The following is a 20268-nucleotide window of genomic DNA, read 5'->3' as shown; positions in this document are numbered from 1 at the left end:
TTTTTGCCTTATTTTTTCATATTTTTATTCATTTTTTTATTTTCTTTTTTTGCTAACTTTGCTAATTTTTTAACATCTTTTGAATTGTTAAATCATTCTTCAAAAGAATCAAAATTCATAGAATTTAAAGATTGTTTCTTATTATTTTTAGAAACAATTTGTAGACTCTCGACCAATTGGGTTGTACCCCCATCTTGATCAAAGAATTTTTCCTTTTCTCTTATTTTTTTACTTCCAAATTCTAAATTATTAATTGCTTTATCCAGATCGTCAACAGTGTTTGCAACTGTATAATCATTGTTGTTAAAAACAGGAATTGAGTAGTTGCTGCTTTCATCATCAAAAAATGATTTCAATTCCTTTGTGTCCATATCATCAAATAAAGTTCTCTTTTTACTTTTATTAGAATCTAGTGATTTCTCATTATTTTGCTTATGTTCTATATTGTCAAACTCAACCATTACATTTTTTTCGTCTTCTTTTTTTTCGACTACAGAATGATCTACAAGCATAAATTTAACCTCTTTTACTTTTTCTGGTTTTTCCTTCGAAATTTCTTCGCTTTTTATTTCTTCCAATTCATCACTTACATTATTTGATTCTGTTTGTGAATTCTTATTGCCAAGAGATATATTAGAAATATTTAATAAATTCTCTTGTAATTGAGTAATTTGTTCTTCAATTTTATTAATTTGAACATTTAAAGGGGTATTCATTTCTTCTTCATTTTTAATAAGATTGTAGTTCTTAAAATTGTTGTGTTTATTTAAATCAACATTCAATTTATTAAGTAAAAAGTCCTTATCATTTTGTTCATTTTGATAACTCATTGTCCTCATATCAATGATTTCTTTTCTTATTTCAGAGTTTGAAGGTCTAATCATTTTATCTACAATATTAATTGATTCAAAAGTTTTGTTTTCAAAATCTTCTTTTTTAATATTTAATTCTTTATTTTTAGGTTCAAAAAAATGCGAGTTTGCATTTTGAACTATATCTAACTTAGAAGTCTTTTTATCTTTAACTGCAATGGTTTTATCAAAATCCATTGAAACAGATTCATCTAGATGCTCTTCAAATCAAAAGCCTTCAGAAGAAAAATCTTCTGTTGTTTCTTCAAAAGTATCTTTTTTACTTTTATTAATTTTTAAAACTTTTATTTTATCAGACATAATAGACCTCCATTTATGATTATACAATATTTAGATTTAATCTAAATAAATACTTTTGTCAAAAAAAATAATCCATAAGGATTATTCTTCCAAGTTATTTGTAACTTTAAAGTCTGTTATTTCCATAATACTTTCAATTTTTTCTTTTTCTTCTTTATCAAGTTCTTTTGGAATAACAATATTAACTTCAAGTAATAAATTACCTCTGTGTGATGACTTAACACCTTTATAAAGACCATGATTTTTTATTGTGATAACTTCGCCATTTTTAATACCTTTTGGTATTTTTACATTTATATCTCCATCAAGTGTTTTGACTGATATTTCATTTGCAAGTAATGCATCGATGTAACTTACATCAAACTTAAATTTAATATCGTGTTCATTAACTATTTTTAAATTTTTAGAAGCTTTCAATCTAACATCAGCATATAAGTGTCCACGTTCTCCACCATCTACCGAGTAGTTTCCAGCATTTCTCAATACAATCTGTTGATCTGGAACCAACCCTTTTGGTATCGGCATAGTAACTGTTTCTTTTTTCATAACAGCCCCATCACCTCTACATGATTTACATGGATTTTTGTTTTCTTTTCCTTGACCTTTACATTTTGGACAAGGTTGTTGTGATTGGAATTTTGCAATACCCATATCTTGTAAAACAGTAACAACTCCATGACCATTACATACTTCACATTCAACAATGTCTGATTTTGAATTAGCTCCAACACCATCACAATCATCACATTTAGAAACTAAATCAAGTTCAACATTTTTATCTACACCAAACAATAGTTCCTTAAGTGTTAAGTTAACACTTATAACAATATCTTTACCTCTTGAAGATCTTTGTCTAGAAGAACCCCCTCCAGATCTTCCACCAAAGAAATTTGAGAAAATATCTGAGAAGAAGTCTCCTGCTCCTCCCATATTTGAGAAGAAGTCACCAAAGCCTCCACCAAAGCCTCCACCAAAGCCTGAACCCATTCCGTTAAGTCCATCATGACCAAATTGATCATAAGTTTGACGCTTGTTTGCATCTAAAAGAACCTCTGCAGCTTCAGTTGCTTCTTTAAATTTTTCTTCTGCATCAGGTTCTTTACAAATATCTGGGTGATATTGTTTAGCTAATTTACGATATGCTTTTTTAATTTCATCTTCAGATGCTGATTTTGCAATACCTAAGACCTCATAATAATCTCTTTTAGCCATTGTACACCTCTTTTTCTATCTTTAAAAAACAACTAATTAATAGTTGTTTTTTAAAATTATTTAGATTCTTCATCCTTGTTTTCTTCAGATGATTCTTCTTTTGAATCTTCTTTAACTTCTTCTGCTCCACCAGCTTGTGCTTGTTGAGCTGCCATTTCTGAAGCCATTTTCATAGCTTGTTCTAATTCGCTCATTTTTTTATCTAGCGCTTCATAATCTTCTTTAGCAATTAATTCACGAATTTCTTTTGCCATATCTTCAGATTGTTTTTTTTGCTCTTCATTCATTGTATCACCAGCTTCTGATATTGATGATTCAATAATGTTTAAGTAACTTTCCGCTTTGTTTTTTAATTCAATGTTTTTACGTTTTTTGTTGTCAGCTTCTTGGTTTTCTTCAGCTTCTTTTACCATTTTCTCAATTTCTGCATCTGATAAACTTCCTGAGTTTGAAATTGTAATAGTTTTTTCTTCATTAGTATCTTTATCTTTTGCAGTAACAGAAACAATTCCATTTACGTCAATTTTAAAAGTAACTTCAATTTGAGGAGTTCCCTTTGGAGCTGCTTTAATTCCAGATAATTGGAATTGTCCTAAAGATTTGTTATCTGCAGCCATTGGTCTTTCACCTTGTAATACATTAATATCAACTGCTGGTTGGTTATCAACTGCTGTTGAGAATACTTGTGATTTTTCTGTTGGAATTGTTGTATTTCTTTGAATTAATGGTGTCATAACCCCACCCATTGTTTCAATTCCTAAAGTTAATGGTGTAACGTCTAATAATAAAACATCAGTTACATCCCCTGCTAAAACTCCACCTTGAATAGCTGCTCCCATAGCAACAACTTCATCTGGATTAATAGTTCTATTTGGTTCTTTTCCTAATAATGATTTAACTAATTCTTGAACAGCTGGAATTCTTGTTGATCCTCCAACCAAAAGAACTTGATCAATATCAGTTGCTTTTAATTTTGCTTCTTTTAAAGCATCTTCAACTGGTTTTCTTGTTCTTTCAACTAAATCTTTAGACATTTTCTCAAATTCTGCTCTTGATAATTTAGTTGAGAAGTTAACTGGACCATTTTCATTCATTGCGATAAATGGTAAGTTAATTTCTGTTTCAACTTGACTTGATAAGTTAATTTTTGCTTTTTCAGCTTCATCTTTAAATCTTTGTAAAGCCATTTTATCTTTTGATAAATCAATGTTATGTTCTTTTTTAATTTCTTGACCAATTCAGTCCATAATTTTTTGGTCGAAGTCATCTCCACCCAATTCGTTATCTCCTGAAGTTGATAAAACATCATAAGTTCCATCTGCTAACTCTAGTAGAGAAACGTCAAATGTTCCCCCTCCCAAGTCATAAACTAAAACTTTCATTTCTTTATCTTGTTTATCAATTCCGTATGCAAGTGCTGCTGCTGTAGGTTCGTTAATGATTCTTTCAACTTCTAATCCAGCAATTTTACCAGCATCTTTAGTTGCTTTTCTTTGTGCATCGTTGAAGTAAGCAGGAACTGTAACTACTGCTTTAGTAATTTTTGATCCAATTTTATCTTCAGCGTATTTTTTTAAGTATCTTAAAATTTCTGCAGAAATTTGTTCTGGTGTGTAATCTTTACCTTCTAAATTTCTTTTTTTATTTGTTCCCATATCACGTTTGATTGAGATTGCAGTGTTTGGGTTTGTAACTGATTGTCTTTTTGCAGCTCCACCAACAATGATATCGCTATTTTTAAAAGCTACAACTGATGGTGTGGTTCTTTGTCCCTCTGGGTTTTCAAGAACCATTGGTTGTCCACCCTCCATAATAGCAACACATGAGTTTGTAGTTCCTAAGTCTATTCCTATAATTCTTTCTTTTGCCATAATTTTTTTCCTCTTAAATTCTTTCTATACTATTCTGCCACCTTAACAGCAGCGTGTTTTATAACTCTGTCATGTAATTTATAACCATTTGACACTACAATAGCAATTTTTCCTGATTCAAATTCTTCTGATTTAACTTGTTCAATTGCTGAGTGTAATTCTGGATTGAAATCATCTCCAGGTTTAACATTAACCATAGTAACACCAGCATTTGTTAATGCCTGATCTATTTGGTTGATAATCATTTCAAATCCCATTAAATAATTTTTAATTTCCGGATTATCTGGAGTTGATTTTAGAACCCCCCTAAACATATCAATAGCAGGAATTAATTCTGAAGCCAATTTTTCTCCACCATATTTTCTTACCAAAATACTTTCATTTTGAAATCTTCTTACAGTGTTTTGATTATCAGCTACAGCTATTAATCTCGCTTCTTCTAATTTTGCATTTTCTTCTGTTAAAGCTATAAATTCAAGCTCCAATTTTTCTACATTAGAAGGTTCTTGAACTTCTCCTTCTTTAACTTCTTTTGGCTCTATTTTTAACTCCTTTTTAAGAGTTTCAAATAAATCCAAAATTTCTTTTACTTTTTCTTTTTCCATTATTATTCTCCTTCTAATAAAAACTTCTCTTCGATTTTTTTGCTAATTCATTCTAAAAGTTTTGATACTTTATCATATTCAATTCTTTTAGGACCAACAAGTGCTAACGCACCCTTTCCCCCACCTTTAGTGGGGAAGTTTGTTCCAATAACAGCAATATCATCATTCTCATTTCCTGTTTCTAAACCAATAGCAACAGTTGTTTTATTTGTTTTGCTTTGATAATTAAATCAAGCAAAAGGAGAAGCATTTTCAATAAACTGTATAATGTCTTTTATTTTATTTGGATCGTTGAATTCAGGGTTTTCCAATAAATATTTAACACCACTAGTTTTTGATTTATTTGAATCTGTGTGAATCAAAGCACCTACCAATGTTTGTAAAACAAACTCATATTTTTTAACTTGTTGTTTTAAAACCGGTATCATAGCTTGTGATTTAGTTTCTATTTCAGAAATTTTTGAATTAATTAGTCTTTCATTAAATAGGTCAATCGATAATCTTAACTCTTCTAATGACACAGAATCTAGATTAACTGTTTTATTTTGAATAGTTCCATTTGAAAGTACAAATATAACTATTGCTGATCTATCTGAAATTGGCACTAATTCAACTTTTGATAATAGTACTTCATCGTTTGTATCAGATGTTGCAACCACAGTTGCTAACTTAGTCATCTCACTTAAAATTGATGAGATTTTAGAACAAACCTCATCAATTGTTGCCCCTCTTTTTTTAAAGATTTCATCAATTTGCAATTTAATATCATCAATATTATTTGACTCCATTAAATTGTCAACATAATATCTGTAACCTTTTGTAGAAGGGACTCTACCTGAAGAAGTGTGGGCTTTTTCTAAATAACCCTGATCTTCAAGTAAAGCTGATTCATTTCTAATTGTTGCAGAAGACACTTCTATAGATAACACTTCTTGAATTCTTTTAGAACCAACTGGTGAAGCAGTTTTAATATATTCTTCAATAATTGATTTTAATATCAAATCTTGACGTTCTGTTAACAATAAAAACACCTCCATCACAATACATATCTAGTTTATCAATAGCACTCTTAATAATCAAGTGCTAATTTAATTTATTTGAAGTTGTTATTGTGAACTTATCATCTTTTACATCAATAACGTAGTTTCTTTTTGGTTCAATTTCTCCACCAACAATAGCTCTCGCTATTAATGTTTCAATATTTCTTTCAATATATCTCTTAATTGGTCTTGCTCCATATAATTGGTCATAACCTTCTTCAAGAATTTTTTGAATTGTTGCGTCAGTGAAATTAAGAATATATTCATTTGTAGAAAGTACTCTTTCTTTTAATTCGTCCAAAGTTTTCAAAATAACTTCTTTAATAACTTCTTTTGAAAGAGAATTGAAGTTTACGATGTTATCTATTCTATTTAAAAATTCTGGTCTAAAGAATTTTTTTAAGTTTTCCATTACAACATCTTGATCTACTAATTCAGATGGAGTAGATATTAAATAATCCGATCCAATATTTGAAGTCATAATTATAATTGTGTTTTTGAAGTCGATAGTTTTACCTAAAGAATCTGTAACTCTACCATCATCTAATATTTGTAGAAAAATATTAAAAACATCTGGATGAGCTTTCTCTACTTCATCAAACAATAATATTGAGTACGGTGCTCTTCTGACTGCTTCAGTCAGTTTACCACCCTCTTCATATCCAACATAACCTGGAGGAGATCCTAATAGTTTTGAAACCGAGTGTTTTTCCATGTATTCAGACATATCAAAACGCAGCATTTTCTTTTCACTTCCAAAAAGATTTCTTGCAAGTGATTTTGCAACTTCTGTCTTACCAACCCCTGTCGGACCTAAAAATAAGAAACTTCCTATCGGTTTGTTTGGATCTTTTATTCCACTCCTACTTCTAATAATGGCATCAGATACAAGTTCAATTGCTTGATTTTGTCCTTTAACCATTTTTTTAAGTTGTGTATTTAAACCTAATAGTTTTTGCTTTTCACTTTCAATTAGGTTTTCCATTTCAATACCTGTTCATCTAGAAACTATTGAAGCAATTTCACTTTCAGTTACCTCTTCTGAAATTAGTTTTTCTTTATTAGTATCTAAAGCTGTTTCTAATTGTTTTTCTAGAGCAGGCAATAATGAGTATTGAATTTCTCCAGCTCTTTGATAATTAGCTTGAGCTTGAGCTTGTTCTAATTCAATCTTTAATGAATCAATTGTTGATCTGAATTGATTAATTTTTTCCAAAGATTGTTTTTCGGCATTTCATTTTTCATTGAAATCGCTTTGTTTTTGCTTTAATGTGGTCAATTCCTTATTAGCTTGTTCTAATCTTTCAAGAGATTTTTCATCCTTTTCTTTTGAAAGAGCAGCTTTTTCAATTTCTAATTGCATAACTTTTCTATCAATTTGATACAACTCAGTTGGAACAGAAGCTAGTTCTGTTTTAATTGTTGCACTAGCTTCATCAACTAAGTCAATTGCTTTATCTGGTAAATATCTATCTGAAATATATCTATCACTTAATTGTGCAGCCGCAACTAAAGCATTGTCATGAATTCTAACTCCATGATAAGTTTCAAAACGTTCTTTTAAACCTCTTAATATTGAGATAGTTTCTTCAATTGTAGGTTCACTTACAACAACTTTTTGAAATCTTCTTTCTAAGGCAGCATCTTTTTCGATGTATTCTCTATATTCTTTTAAAGTTGTTGCACCAATAACTTTAATACCACCTCTTGCAAGAGCTGGTTTAAGAAGGTTTGAAACATCCATTCCTCCACCATTACCAGTTTTTCCAGCCCCAACTATTAAATGTAATTCATCAATAAACAATATTACTTGTCCATCTTCTTTTTGAATTGCATTTACTATACCTTTTATTCTAGCTTCGTAGTCTCCCAAGAAACTTGCTCCAGCCATAACACTTCCCATGTCCAATTCAAGAATTCTCTTATCTTTTAATACACTTGGAACATCTCCCTTGTTAATTCTTTGAGCTAAGCCCTCTGCAATAGCTGTTTTACCAACACCTGGCTCACCTATAAGTACCGGGTTATTTTTTGTTTTTCTACTTAATATTCTAATCACTCTCATGATTTCATCATCTCTACCGATGATGGGATCAATTTTTCCTTCTTTTGCATCCTTTGTCAAATCTCTAGTGTATTTACTTAAGATTTCTGGATCATTTAAAGGATCTGGTTTTTGTGTAAAATCCATAAAAATTCCTCCTTTTTATTAGCACTCTATAACCTTATTTGCTAATCATTAATATAATACATCTTGTATTAGCAATGTCAATGGTTAAGTGCTAAATTTATAATTTTTTTTAATAAAAAAAGTACCGAAAATAGGTACTATTTTTATTAATTTAATTTTTTCTTAGAAAGATTTTCTTCCACAAATATACAGAATAACTGCATAAATGTTGAATATGATAATTTAGCTTTTTCTTTTAGATTTAATTTTGAATTGCTTTTAATCATTTGTGCTTGTAAAAGCATCATATTTATTGGTAGATATTTAAAAATATCAACTTCAATTTCATTGTTTAACGTTACAAACTCCTCTATAGAGTTTGATCTTAATACTAAATCTAAAATTAATTTTTGATCCCCATTTATAAGATTAGATAAATCATCATTATCATTAAAATCAAATAACATTAATGCTATTTTATAATTTATATTTAAATCATTTTTCTTATCCAATACTCTTTGGCTTTGATTTACATCTAATTTCAATCAAATATTTGAGTTATACCTTAATTGAGCAAGGAAAATCTGTTTTAATAAAAATAATCTTTGAATTATTTTAAAACCTTCTCCTTTTCTAAAGTGACTTGAAAAGAACTTGTTTGTTAAATTTGAAATTCTTTCTGTCAACTTCCATAAAATGAAGTTATTCTTAAAGTCCTGTTCCAGATTTTTAACAACCTCTTTGAAACAGTTTCTTTTAATTGCATTTGAAAATAGCAAATCATACTTTTGTTCAACCTTGATTTGTGGTTGATTCAAAAAATTATAAATTATATCTTTAAAATCTATGTGATTTACCTTGTTTGCAAATTTTGTAAATATTAAATTGTCTTCTTCTTTGTTAATAATTCTTTTAAGCATATATATCCTCCAATTTTATTAATCGGTGAAGAAAATAAATAATTCAAAAAAAAAAAAAAAAAAAACTCCTAAGAGTTTATGCTTTTTGAAAGTTCAAAATTAATAAAAGAGTTGTAACCTTTCTCAACAGCATCAGCATAAGTTGCTTGCACACATACATCTAAAGCAAGACCACAAACTTCTATCTCTTCAACATTTCTTTCCTTTAGTCAATCATTCAATCCTGAATCGATATTTAAGTCTTGTGCAATATAGAAAGCCGAATAACTATCATAATCAACTTCTACTCCTTTTTTTATTATTAAGTCTGCTTGAGAAGAATCTATATAAAATTCTGCTCCATCAGAATTAACAAGACAGTGTTCTCCTCACTTAGAAAATGATACATGATTTATTGGGTGAAAATCACCAGAAAATATTACATAGTTATCATTGGTTTTATATTCTTTTACTCTATTATCAATATCTTTTTTGATGGTTTCACCTTGAGGAACATATAGCTTACCGTTAGGATCTGCAAAATCATATTGATAATCTACAACTATTAAAGCTTTTTTCATATTATAAAAAATCTATTAATATCTCATTCAAGATATTAAAACCCCTTTCTGTACATTTTATATTATTATTTACTAATTCTAATAAATTTTCATTAATTTTTTGATTAATTTTTTCTTTGTAAAATTCATAAATATCTTTATTAATTTCTATTGAAATATCTATTCCGTCAACCAACCTTAATCCCATCATTATTATTTGGAAATAATAATCTTCTTGAGATAATTCTTCAAAATCCTTTTTGTAATTTAAAATGTTACCTTCGTTTCTAGTTAAAAAATATTTTCCATTAATTTGTTCGAAACCGGTGGCGCCAATCCCAACACCTGCAAATATAGAGTTATTTCAGTAAGTCATATTATGATATGACTTATTTTTTTCTCCTAGTGCATAATTGGATATCTCGTATCTAGTATAACCAATTTCTTTCAAACCTTCATTGACAATTTCATCAAATAATTCATCATTTTCAGGAACTTTCATATTTTTTCTTCCTCAAACAGATTTTTCTTTCATAATCAGTGAGTATCAAGAAATATGGTCTGGTTTTAGTTCCTTAATATAAGACAGGTCAACATTTATACTTTCTTTAGTTTGGTCATACAAATTGTACATTAAATCAATACTTACATTTTCAAATCCAACTTCTCTTATTAACTTATAAGCATTAATAGCAATTGAATTATCATGAATTCTGCCAATTTTCTTTAATAAATCATTATCAAAACTTTGTACACCCATGCTTATTCTGTTAATGTTATATTTTTTGTATATTTCCAATTTCTCTTTTGTAACAGATTCTGGATTTAGTTCAATTGAATATTCAAAATTAGGTTTTTGGCTATATTTAAATAACATCTCACACATTATTATTGTTTGCTCTAAATTTAAACAACTTGGGGTTCCCCCGCCAATATATATACTTTGAATATCGTTTAATCTATCTCCATATTCACTTAATTCATTTTTTAGTTTATCTAAATATTTTTCAATTACTTTTGGATCTTCAGGTTTTTTGACCTTTACAAAATCACAATAAAAGCAAATATGTTCACAAAATGGAATGTGAACATATAAACTATTAATTTTTCTATCTTTTAAATTGCTGTTCCTCATGGTTTAAGTGGTAAACCTCTTTTTTTTCTAATTATTAATCAAGGTATTATAATTGCAAATAAAATAATTGCCATAATTGTAAAGAAAATAATCATGCAAACTTTGTTTGCTTTTCTTTTAATTTCTTTTATTTCTTGTTGAGGAATTATTTCATATCCATAGTAACCTATTATGTTGTTTTTTCTTGTTCTTGTAGTGACAATATTTAGTACATGAACAATTAATGTAACAAATAAAACAATAATGTTTGTTTGTATTTCTGATACTAAAGGTTTTAGTTTTCCCACCCTTCAAAATAGTATATAAATGTCTGTATTGCCTGTTTTAACTTGTTCTTGAAGACCATACATTATACCAAGAGTTATTGCTCCAAAAATGTATATACAAAATGAAATTCAATTCACATAAACAGATCTTGATATTAAACTTCTGTAGTTTCTTGTAATGAAATAAGGAACGGCTTCTTTACCCACCATTAATTCTCTTTCATATTTTTTAACATTTGAATATAGAAAACCATAATCAGTTAGACTTGTACCAAAGAAACCAACAGAAACTATTAGTAATAATATTGAAAAGAATGGATACATAACCTGGTTACGCAATACCCCAAGATAAGTACCACCTTCTTCTCCAGCTTTGTAATAAATTGCCAACATTAGAGAAGCTGAAATAATTCCTACAGCCCCCATTAAGAATAATAAGAAAATTCTTAATTTTTCACTTTTAATTTCTTTACCAATTTCCCTTGGAATAATATTGGCAACCCTCATTCTTTCGTTATATGAACGATATTCATAAGGATTATAGTTATTTGAACTAACTGGTGCATAGTCAACTTCTGGATTATATCCATAAGGACCATCCTGGTTATAGAACTGACCATTATTTGAAAAATCATTATATCCGTATTGCATATTATTATTTGGAACTTGATAATTTTCGTATAAAGGTTTGTTTGAATAAGAATCATTTCTTTGTTGAATATTATTCATTTGATTATTTGGAGGATAGACCATTCTATTATATTGGTTTTCATCTCTGAAATTACCATAATCAATTCTTGAATTATTATCAAAATCTAAGTATTCTTGTTTTAAATTATTGTATTGATTTTGATAATTATCATAGTTATTAACTGATTGATATTGTGGTTGATTCATTCTTTGTGAGTGTTGTGGTTGTCCATATTGTATTGATGCATTATTTACACTATTTGATAGATAACCTTTCATCATGATTTCACCAGTAGTTTCATTTCTACCATATTGAGGTGTTATTTGAGCATGATTTTGATAACTATTTTCAAAACTTTTATGTCTAGGTTTTATATAACCTTCATTTTTGTTTTCTATTAGATTTTTTTGATACATTGCTGTTTCATTTTGGTAATTCATGTTTTGTTGAGGGTTTTGATTAAATTCAAAATTTCCAACATTTTGTTGGTTTTGGTTATCTGTTGAATTTTCTTTTTTAAAAGGATTTAAAAATCCACTCATAAAAAAAGCCCCCTTTTTTACGAGCATAAAAAGGTATTATTTATTGCGTTCTCTTTTAATTTTCTTTATTTTAGCTATTTCTAGCTCAAAATCATTTCTTTGATCTTCAAATTTTTCAAGTCTTTTGAATTCATTTGCAGAAACTTCTTCTTTTTCAAAATAAAACTTTCTATTTTTTCTAAAAAGAATCAAGAAATATATAGTTAAAGAAATAATCGCAATAAAAGCAAAAACCACTAAAACTGCAATCAAAGGTATAGCTATATCTAAAACTTTGAAATCTGTCCCAATTAATAGTAATGCTTTCATAAAAATCACCTTTATTTTTAGCCCAACTGTAAATTACCCTATCTACAATCATATTTATAATAACATAATTATAAAAAAAACTAGATTTTTTTATAATCTAGTTTGTTTTTTTATTAATCTCAACTCGCTACTAACGCATCAATAATGTCGTTTTTTCATTCTTCAATATCAAGATCATTTACAAAAAAATCGATAAATTCATCTTTCAATGTAACAATCAAGTTCATTGAAAAGTCATTAACATCTATTTCTAATTCATTTAATTTAGTTAAAACTTCTTCGGGGAATTCTGGACTAAAAGCAATTGATTGAACACAATCTTCAGCAAATAATTCAGCATCTGATTCTTCTTGCAATGATCCCATCAATGCAGCATAAACTTCTTCTTCTCCTATTTCATTTTCTTTAACTACTCTTGAAATTTCTTCAAGAGACTTTCCATCTAATTTTAATGGTTCGTAATTTTTTTCAATTTCTTCACCAAATAAAACTACTGCAAAGTATAGACTCATTCCAGCTATTAACTCTTCAAACATTTTATCAGCTGTTTCGTCTGGTAAATTATCAATAAATTCACTAATTGTATTTGCTTGTACTTCTGTCATTTTATATTTCTCCTTGTTTCTTTAATTATCTAACAAAAAAGGTTATTAATAAAAAAAAGTTTAAATATATCTTTTAAACTTTTATCTTATATTTTTTGGCATTGGAGCACCGTTTCTTTTGTGTTCTGATATGTCATGTAAGTGATCAACTCTTTTTTTAACTTCATCAGCAACAGGTTTTCCACTTATATAATCATCAATCAAATCGTAACTAAATCCAATTTCTGATTCATCTGTTTGATCCTCTCACAAACTAGCTGTTGGAGCTCTATTTATTATAGAATAAGGAACTCCTAATATTTTTGCAGCTTCTCTAACTTCTCTTTTAAGCAAATGTACTATTGGTAATAAATCTACTCCACCATCTCCAAATTTTGTAAAGTAACCAATATGTCATTCATCTGCATTATCAGTTCCCAAAACTAAGTAATTGTGAGTTTGAGCCATTGAATATAATGTAGACATTCTCAATCTTGCTTTTGTATTTGCAAGAGCTAATTTTGATTGTTCAATCCCTGAATCATTAAGTGATTTTGAAATAACTTCAAATGTTTGACTTAAATCAACACTTACATTTTTTAGATCTAAATCATTTATTAATTCCATTTTGCACTTTTCATCTAATTTGCTTGATTTGCATGGCATTCAAACAGTTATATAGTCATTTGGAAATGCCTTTTTAGCAAGAGCTGCAACTACTGCAGAGTCAATTCCGCCACTAATCCCTACAACAACACCTTTTTGATTAGCTTTTTTAACTTCTTCTCTTAATCATTCAACTAAATAATCTAAATATTCTTTTAATTCCATATTAATCCATTCACTCCAATTCTATGTCGAACACTTTAACGATATCGCCTCGTTGTGCTCCCTTTTCTCTTAAAATGTTATAAACTCCTAGGTTTTTAAGTTTTTCATTAAATAATAGTAAGTTGTCATAAGTTGATATTGGTGTTTTTTGATAAGCCTTGTAAACATCTTCTCCTTCAATTCTTCATCTACCATTTCCAAGATTATTAACTTGAATATCTTTCAAGTCACTTTCAAATGTATAGACTTTGTAATCTTGAGGATTTTCATCTTTGATTTCTCAAAGAGGAATATCTTTAACTTCTTCTAAAGTTGAACCAATTTCTAATAATAATTTATCAACATTCATTTTGTTAAGACCTGAGACTTCAATTATTTTTTTATCTCTATATTTTTCTTTAAAATATAAAACATTTATTTGAGCCTCATCAATATCCATCTTATTTGCAACAATTATTTCAACTCTTTTCTCTAAGTGATAATTGTATTCAACCAATTCTTTTCTGATAAGTTCGTAATTTTTTATAACATCTTCTGTTGCATAGTTTCCTGACATATCAATAACATGACAAATAATTTTACATCTTTCAATGTGTCTTAAAAATTCATGTCCTAAACCTTTCCCCAAACTGGCACCTTCAATTAAACCAGGCAAGTCAGCAACAGTAAAAGTTCTTCCCTGCTTATCTCTTGAAACTCCAAGTTGAGGATTTAAAGTTGTAAATGGATAATCTGCTATTTGAGGTTTTGAATTTGAAATAGCTCTTAGCAAAGTTGATTTACCAGCATTTGGCAAACCAACAAATCCAACATCAGCTAAAACTTTAAGTTCTGCTTTGATATTTATTTCTTGACCAGGATCTCCTGCTTCAAAAATAGTTGGAGCTTTGTTTCTTGAGTTTGCAAATCTTGCATTACCTCTTCCACCTTTTCCTCCAAGAGCTACGAACTCTTCTTGACCGTTAATTGTAAAGTCGTATAACAACTCATTTGTATCTGCATTATATATAACTGTTCCAACAGGAACTTTTATATATGTATCTTTTCCATTTTTACCGTGCATATTTTTGATGTCACCTTTGTAACCATCTTCTGCAGTATAAAATTTTTGTAATTTTAAGTCTAATAGCGATGATTTTCCTTCATCTGCAATAAAGATAACATCTCCACCTTTACCACCATCTCCACCATTTGGTCCACCATTAGCAACATAAAGTTCATGACGAAAAGAGACGGCTCCATCGCCACCTTTTCCAGATTTGATATTAAAGTGTGCTAAATCTACAAATTTCATGAACTATATACTCCTTGTTTCACTATTCTTCTTCTGTCATTGATATTGAAATTTCACCTTCAATCAATTGATCATGACAGTTATAACATAAAAATGTTGGCATACCAATTGAAGCATTGTAATCATCTAATTCTTGTCACGCTTCAATTTGTGGTTCTATCATTTCATTTAATTCTTCATCATCAATTTCAGGATTTTCTGCTAAAATTTCTTCTGCTACTTGGCCTAAGGTCTTTGGTGCTTTTTCATCAATAAAATCTATTTCATCAACACCGCAAACCGAGCAAGTTACACCAAACAATTGCATCATAACGTTTTTTGGATCATTATATTTTACAAAATCTTCTTCTGTGAAAGTTGTTTTTATCATAATTAAATACCTCTTCTCTAAACAATATTATTCAACTCATTTAATAATAACATTGTATTTTCTTTATTAAACTCTAATTTTAATTCTAAATATTCTTCTAATTCTAAACCCAAAGAGTTTGTAGCTTTTATAATTATTGCCATGGCTAAATCATTTAAAGAATAGTTATCAAAATTTAACATTGGAAATTTATTATAAAAAAATGTGTTGGCAATATGTTGGCAAATTGAAAATAAACTCGGATTTGTATCATACACAACTTGTTCTATTTTTAACTCAATATCTCTCAAAACATCTTGTGCATCATTTAAATTAAATTTTGAAGGATTTATTGTTATGCTCTCAGATTCTTTTTTAATAGTTATTTCTTTATCTACTGCTTGTTCGATTAAAACCATTAATAGAAAGGTTTTGTATTCTGGCTTTATTTCTTCATCAACAAGATAATCTTTAATTTCTTCAATTATAAGTCTTGCATTCAAACCCCTTAGTGCATCAAAAGCCATTAAATGAACATCTTGATCCATTTTTTTAGACATAATTTCTAATACCTTTTCTGTATTTCAATTACTTAAATTATTATCTTTTAAATTTAATTTCTCTATTATTTGACTTTGCATTTTTTCTAATTGCTCTTCAAAATCATTTGGAACATAAGGTGCATTTAATTCTTCAGAAACAATTCTGAAGGCTTCATCAAAATCATTATTATTTACAGCTTCATTTATTTTTTCCATTATTTCATCATAATAATTTTTCATAAAACTTACCTCTTAACAAAGTATATTTTACCTTTTTTAGAAGTTTTATTCATTACTATAAAATAAAAAAATCTCCCAACATATGAGAGATCATTATTTTATTTGAATTATTTTTTAACAGCTTTTTTAACAGATGAAGCATCTTTTGCTTTGTTATTAATAACTTCTTTAATACGTGCAGCTTTACCTGATAATTTTCTAATGTAGTAAATTCTTGCTCTTCTTACACGTCCACGTTTAATAATTTCAATTGATTCAATAATTGGTGAATGAACTGGGAAAGTTCTTTCAACAAAAACACCATTTGAGTTTTTTCTTACACAAACTGAGTATGATATTCCACTACCTTGAGTTTTAATAACCACACCTTCGAATGCTTGTATACGGAATTTTTCTCCCTCTTTAATTTTTACACTAACTTTGATAGTATCTCCTGATGTAAAATTTGGAAGATTATTGTTTAATTGTTCATCAATTAAAGCTTTTGTGTTTTTTGTTAACATATTCATAATTAATTATCTCCTTTCACTTTTTTTAATTTTTCAATAAATTCTAAATCTGTGTTTGATAATTTACTTTTTTCTAAAAGATCTGGTCTTTTATTAAAAGTATTTTTTAATCTGCCTTCTTGGCGATATTTTTCAATATTTGCATGATGTCCACTAGTAAGAACTTCTGGAACAATTTTGCCCCTAAACTCTATTGGTTTAGTGTAGACAGGATGATCTAATAAGTTATTTTCAAAACTATCATTCAAATGAGAATCTTTTGCTATAACTCCATCCAATAATCTTGTTATTGAATCAAGAATTGCTATGCTTGCAATTTCCCCTCCAGTTAAAACATAATCACCAATCGATATTTCTAAATCGACATAATCCAAAATTCTTTCATCAAACCCCTCATAATGACCACATATTAATATTATGTGTTCATTAGATGATGCATATTCTCTTGCCGAACTTTGGTTTCAAGTTTTTCCTTGAGGACTTGTTAAGACAACTAAACTGTTTTTAGTTTTGCAACTTTCAATCGCATTAACCACTGGCTCTGCCATTAAAACCATACCTTTTCCGCCACCAAATTGATAGTCATCAACTTGATTATGTTTTAAGGTAGTGTGATTTCTTAAATCTATAACTTCAACTTCAATACTATTTTTATCAACAGCTCTTTTAATAATAGATTCTGATATGTATGATTTTATTAAATTTGGAAATAAGGTAATAATTGAAAATTTCATTATATTAAAACCTCAAATTCCTTTAATGTAATTTCCTTATTTTCTTCATCTACATTTTCAATGTAGAAATCAACACAAGGAACTCATACTTCTTTATTTTCCACTTTAAGTTTTATTAAGTCATGTGCTCCATTAAACATTTCTTCAATAACTTTTCCATAAGATTTGTTATTATAAAAACATTCAAAACCAACATAACTAAATTCTTCTTCAATGAAATCAGAATCTTTTTTAACATAAACTATGTTATTTACTAATTTTTGAGCTTTGTCAATATTAGTTATTTCTTCTAAAGCTATCACATGTTTTTTGTTTAAAAAATAAGATTTTTTAACCTCAAAAACATCCAGATTTTTTGAACTATTCTCCAAGAATAATTGTTCTCCTTGAAATTCTCCAGAAATAATTAAATTATCCTCTAATTTGAATTTTAGTTCTCCTTTTAAACCATGGGTTGCAACAATTTTTCCTATTTTTTTTAGATTATTAAGCATATGTTTCTAATACCTCTAAATCTATAACTATTTTTTTAGAAAAATTTGAATTACTCGAATTTGCAATATCAATTATTGACTTAATTAAGTTTTCACTTTTTTTGTTTTTAAAAAAAAGTAAGTCTTTTTCTTCAATAACAAGTATAAATTCATATGATTGATCTGTTTCATATTTTTCCTTAAAAACATATTTTATATCTTTAGGGACAATATCTTTGAACAATCAATCAATCGCCTTAAAAGCTTCTTGCATAATTATTCTGCAGGAGCTTCTTCTTTTGCTGCAGCAGGTTTTTTGGCAGCTGCAGGTTTTTTGGCAGCTGTTGTTGTTTTTTTTGCTGCAGGTTTTTTAGCAGCTTTTTCTTTCTTAGGTTGGTTTTTTTTGTTTTCTAATTTAACGTTGTGCAAATCAGTCATAACACCTTCTTTTGAAAGAATATTTCTAACTGTATCAGTAGGTTGAGCTCCTTGTTGTAATCATTTTAAAGCAACTTCTTTTTTAACGTTAACTTCTCCATTGATTGGATTGTATGTTCCAATTAATTCAATGTACTCTCCATCACGTTTAACACGTGCATCTGAAGCAACAATTCTGTAGAAAGCAGCTCTTTTTTTACCAGCTCTTTTTAATCTTAATTTAACCATGTTTCCTCCTTATTTTCTATTTAAGAACATTATTAATATTAAACTAAAAAATAAGTTTGTCAAGTTAAATTACTTAACAAACTTATTTTAAACATTCATTGTGTGCATAAAATATTACTTTATTCAAGAATATATCATGATCTTCAAAGTGCTTATATTTATCCCTTTCTTCAATTTTTAACTTACATTTATAGCATATTTTTGTATGTATACTTCTTTTCATAACCCTTTTAATATTAAAGATTATAAATGTATAAAAATAAATGATTTTAGAATAAATATAATTTTACTTCAATAAAAACATTTTACTATTTTGCAAAAAATTTATTTCAAATACCAATAAAAGTTCAAAAAACTGTTAATATTGCAAAATTTATAAAATATAAAGTATCTCCCAGAGTATGTATTGAAACTATATTTATAGCTAAAGTTAATATAAATATACTTAAAGGAATTATAAAAGCTTCAATAGAGTTTTTGAAATTAAATTTGTTATTTTCTAACAATTCTAAAAGTCCTCCAAAAACATATGTTAGCAACATTGTAGAAAAAACTATATATAATATGTTTTTTAAAAAGTTCAACAATTCAGAATTGTATCAAGCTACCTCATTTAAAACTTCAATATTGCCAACACTAGGGAAAAATATTATGTTCAGTATTATATTTGCAAATATTAAAGATATAACAACATAGTAAACCATTAGATGGCTTCAGTAAATCTTAATATTCATTTTTTTAGAAGATATAAATATTGTTATATTGTAATGAATCATAGATATTATTAGTAGACTTGCCAAATAAGCCACAAGTGCGTAATTATTAAATGCTGTTTTATTTAAATACATTCCTAATCCAACAAATATAAATATAGTTGATGTTATTAAGAATGACATAAATAAAGAGTTTTTAAATTTAGCAATATATAAACTTGATATTTTTCATCTACTAGATTTGCTATTATCCAGATTATTTAAAGCCAAATTATATTTAATTGAGTCTCAACTCGTATTTGTAAAGTATGCTTCTGTCATTCTGATTTCTGCCATACCTTTTTGATTTTTTAAAACTCTTTCACTTTCTAGAGAAAAGTTCTTTTCAATATTATTCAAAATAACTTCAACAGAATTGATATAAATAGACAAATCTTTTTGTTTTAATATTTCATTTGCCAAAACTTCCATGAAGTCAGAAAGATAATTAGGTCTATAAGCTATTGTTTTAAAATCTTTTAAAGCTTTTTTAACTCCAACATAATCATTCTTTTCCACTACCTTTCTTAAGTTTTTCACATAAATTATTGTATTTTCAAATTCAAACAATATATTGTCCCTAAGTGTTTTTCTGTATTGTTTTAAATTTACAAACCTAGAAAATAATAAGTTTTTTATAGCTGCATAAATTATAGTGAAAATCATACCCAATAAAATTAATTTAAAAGGATCAAATAATTCAAACATTAATTCACCATCTTTAAAACTGCCCACTCAAGCACTATAAAAGTAATAAGCAAAAAATAATACACTGATAAAAACTAATTGAATACTAAATTTTTTCATTTATTTTTCTCTTTT

Annotated in this window: 22 protein-coding genes; all 22 read right to left on the bottom strand. The window is 27.8% G+C overall.

What is annotated here, in order from left to right; translation table 4 throughout:
- Positions 1 to 8 precede the first annotated feature (8 nt).
- Positions 9 to 1172, bottom strand: a complete 1164-nt coding sequence (locus tag SMONO_RS01560; RefSeq protein WP_101780601.1) for a hypothetical protein — start codon at positions 1170 to 1172, stop codon at positions 9 to 11.
- Positions 1173 to 1253: 81 nt separating this feature from the next.
- Positions 1254 to 2384, bottom strand: a complete 1131-nt coding sequence (gene dnaJ, locus SMONO_RS01555) for a molecular chaperone DnaJ (protein ID WP_101780600.1) — start codon at positions 2382 to 2384, stop codon at positions 1254 to 1256.
- A gap of 56 nt (positions 2385 to 2440) precedes the next feature.
- Positions 2441 to 4255: a molecular chaperone DnaK gene (gene dnaK / locus SMONO_RS01550; protein ID WP_101780599.1), complete on the bottom strand. Its 1815-nt coding sequence runs from the start codon at positions 4253 to 4255 to the stop codon at positions 2441 to 2443.
- A 29-nt stretch (positions 4256 to 4284) separates the two neighbouring features.
- Positions 4285 to 4860 (bottom strand): nucleotide exchange factor GrpE, encoded by a 576-nt coding sequence (locus SMONO_RS01545; RefSeq protein WP_101780598.1) that lies wholly within the window; start codon positions 4858 to 4860, stop codon positions 4285 to 4287.
- A 2-nt stretch (positions 4861 to 4862) separates the two neighbouring features.
- Positions 4863 to 5882, bottom strand: coding sequence for a heat-inducible transcriptional repressor HrcA (gene hrcA, locus SMONO_RS01540; protein ID WP_101780597.1), 1020 nt, complete (start codon positions 5880 to 5882; stop codon positions 4863 to 4865).
- 61 nt (positions 5883 to 5943) lie between these two features.
- Positions 5944 to 8091, bottom strand: coding sequence for an ATP-dependent Clp protease ATP-binding subunit (locus SMONO_RS01535; RefSeq protein WP_101780596.1), 2148 nt, complete (start codon positions 8089 to 8091; stop codon positions 5944 to 5946).
- A 146-nt stretch (positions 8092 to 8237) separates the two neighbouring features.
- Positions 8238 to 8990 carry a hypothetical protein gene (locus SMONO_RS01530; RefSeq protein ID WP_101780595.1) on the bottom strand — a complete coding sequence of 251 codons (753 nt, stop codon included), beginning with the start codon at positions 8988 to 8990 and terminating at the stop codon, positions 8238 to 8240.
- Between the two features lie 68 nt (positions 8991 to 9058).
- A complete protein-coding gene (locus SMONO_RS01525) occupies positions 9059 to 9550 on the bottom strand; it encodes an isochorismatase family protein (RefSeq protein WP_101780594.1) in 492 nt (163 codons plus the stop codon).
- Between the two features lies 1 nt (position 9551).
- Complete coding sequence (hemW, locus tag SMONO_RS01520; protein ID WP_101780593.1) at positions 9552 to 10664, bottom strand: radical SAM family heme chaperone HemW; 1113 nt, start codon at positions 10662 to 10664, stop codon at positions 9552 to 9554.
- The gene (locus tag SMONO_RS01515) at positions 10646 to 12163 is read right to left on the bottom strand and encodes an MSC_0882 family membrane protein (protein WP_101780592.1); all 1518 of its coding nucleotides are present in this window, start codon (positions 12161 to 12163) and stop codon (positions 10646 to 10648) included. The genes hemW and SMONO_RS01515 overlap by 19 nt, the downstream gene beginning before the upstream one ends.
- Before the next feature lie 36 nt (positions 12164 to 12199).
- Positions 12200 to 12472 carry a TIGR04561 family membrane protein gene (locus tag SMONO_RS01510; protein ID WP_101780591.1) on the bottom strand — a complete coding sequence of 91 codons (273 nt, stop codon included), beginning with the start codon at positions 12470 to 12472 and terminating at the stop codon, positions 12200 to 12202.
- Between the two features lie 113 nt (positions 12473 to 12585).
- Complete coding sequence (locus tag SMONO_RS01505; protein ID WP_101780590.1) at positions 12586 to 13077, bottom strand: hypothetical protein; 492 nt, start codon at positions 13075 to 13077, stop codon at positions 12586 to 12588.
- A gap of 81 nt (positions 13078 to 13158) precedes the next feature.
- Positions 13159 to 13887: an NAD(+) synthase gene (gene nadE, locus SMONO_RS01500; protein ID WP_101780589.1), complete on the bottom strand. Its 729-nt coding sequence runs from the start codon at positions 13885 to 13887 to the stop codon at positions 13159 to 13161.
- 1 nt (position 13888) lies between these two features.
- On the bottom strand, positions 13889 to 15181 hold the full coding sequence (obgE, locus tag SMONO_RS01495) for a GTPase ObgE (protein WP_101780588.1): 1293 nt from the start codon (positions 15179 to 15181) through the stop codon (positions 13889 to 13891).
- A 22-nt stretch (positions 15182 to 15203) separates the two neighbouring features.
- Complete coding sequence (locus tag SMONO_RS01490) at positions 15204 to 15551, bottom strand: hypothetical protein (protein ID WP_101780587.1); 348 nt, start codon at positions 15549 to 15551, stop codon at positions 15204 to 15206.
- Positions 15552 to 15568: 17 nt separating this feature from the next.
- The gene (locus SMONO_RS01485) at positions 15569 to 16312 is read right to left on the bottom strand and encodes a DUF3196 family protein (RefSeq protein WP_101780586.1); all 744 of its coding nucleotides are present in this window, start codon (positions 16310 to 16312) and stop codon (positions 15569 to 15571) included.
- A 107-nt stretch (positions 16313 to 16419) separates the two neighbouring features.
- Positions 16420 to 16824 (bottom strand): 50S ribosomal protein L19, encoded by a 405-nt coding sequence (rplS, locus tag SMONO_RS01480; RefSeq protein WP_425443422.1) that lies wholly within the window; start codon positions 16822 to 16824, stop codon positions 16420 to 16422.
- Positions 16824 to 17555, bottom strand: a complete 732-nt coding sequence (gene trmD, locus SMONO_RS01475) for a tRNA (guanosine(37)-N1)-methyltransferase TrmD (RefSeq protein ID WP_101780584.1) — start codon at positions 17553 to 17555, stop codon at positions 16824 to 16826. Before trmD ends, rplS begins: the two co-directional genes overlap by 1 nt.
- Positions 17555 to 18049, bottom strand: a complete 495-nt coding sequence (gene rimM, locus SMONO_RS01470; RefSeq protein ID WP_101780583.1) for a ribosome maturation factor RimM — start codon at positions 18047 to 18049, stop codon at positions 17555 to 17557. The genes trmD and rimM overlap by 1 nt, the downstream gene beginning before the upstream one ends.
- Complete coding sequence (locus tag SMONO_RS01465) at positions 18042 to 18302, bottom strand: hypothetical protein (protein ID WP_101780582.1); 261 nt, start codon at positions 18300 to 18302, stop codon at positions 18042 to 18044. The genes rimM and SMONO_RS01465 overlap by 8 nt, the downstream gene beginning before the upstream one ends.
- Before the next feature lie 2 nt (positions 18303 to 18304).
- The gene (gene rpsP / locus SMONO_RS04390) at positions 18305 to 18694 is read right to left on the bottom strand and encodes a 30S ribosomal protein S16 (protein ID WP_101780581.1); all 390 of its coding nucleotides are present in this window, start codon (positions 18692 to 18694) and stop codon (positions 18305 to 18307) included.
- Between the two features lie 308 nt (positions 18695 to 19002).
- Entirely contained in the window at positions 19003 to 20253 is a 1251-nt protein-coding gene (locus SMONO_RS01455; protein WP_101780580.1) for a hypothetical protein, read from the bottom strand.
- Positions 20254 to 20268: the final 15 nt, after the last annotated feature.

This window comes from Spiroplasma monobiae MQ-1 (assembly GCF_002865545.1).
GTDB lineage: Bacteria > Bacillota_I > Bacilli_A > Mycoplasmatales > Mycoplasmataceae > Spiroplasma_A > Spiroplasma_A monobiae.
Note: the sequence above shows the minus strand (reverse complement) of the source record. Positions and strands in the feature narration are given on the sequence as shown.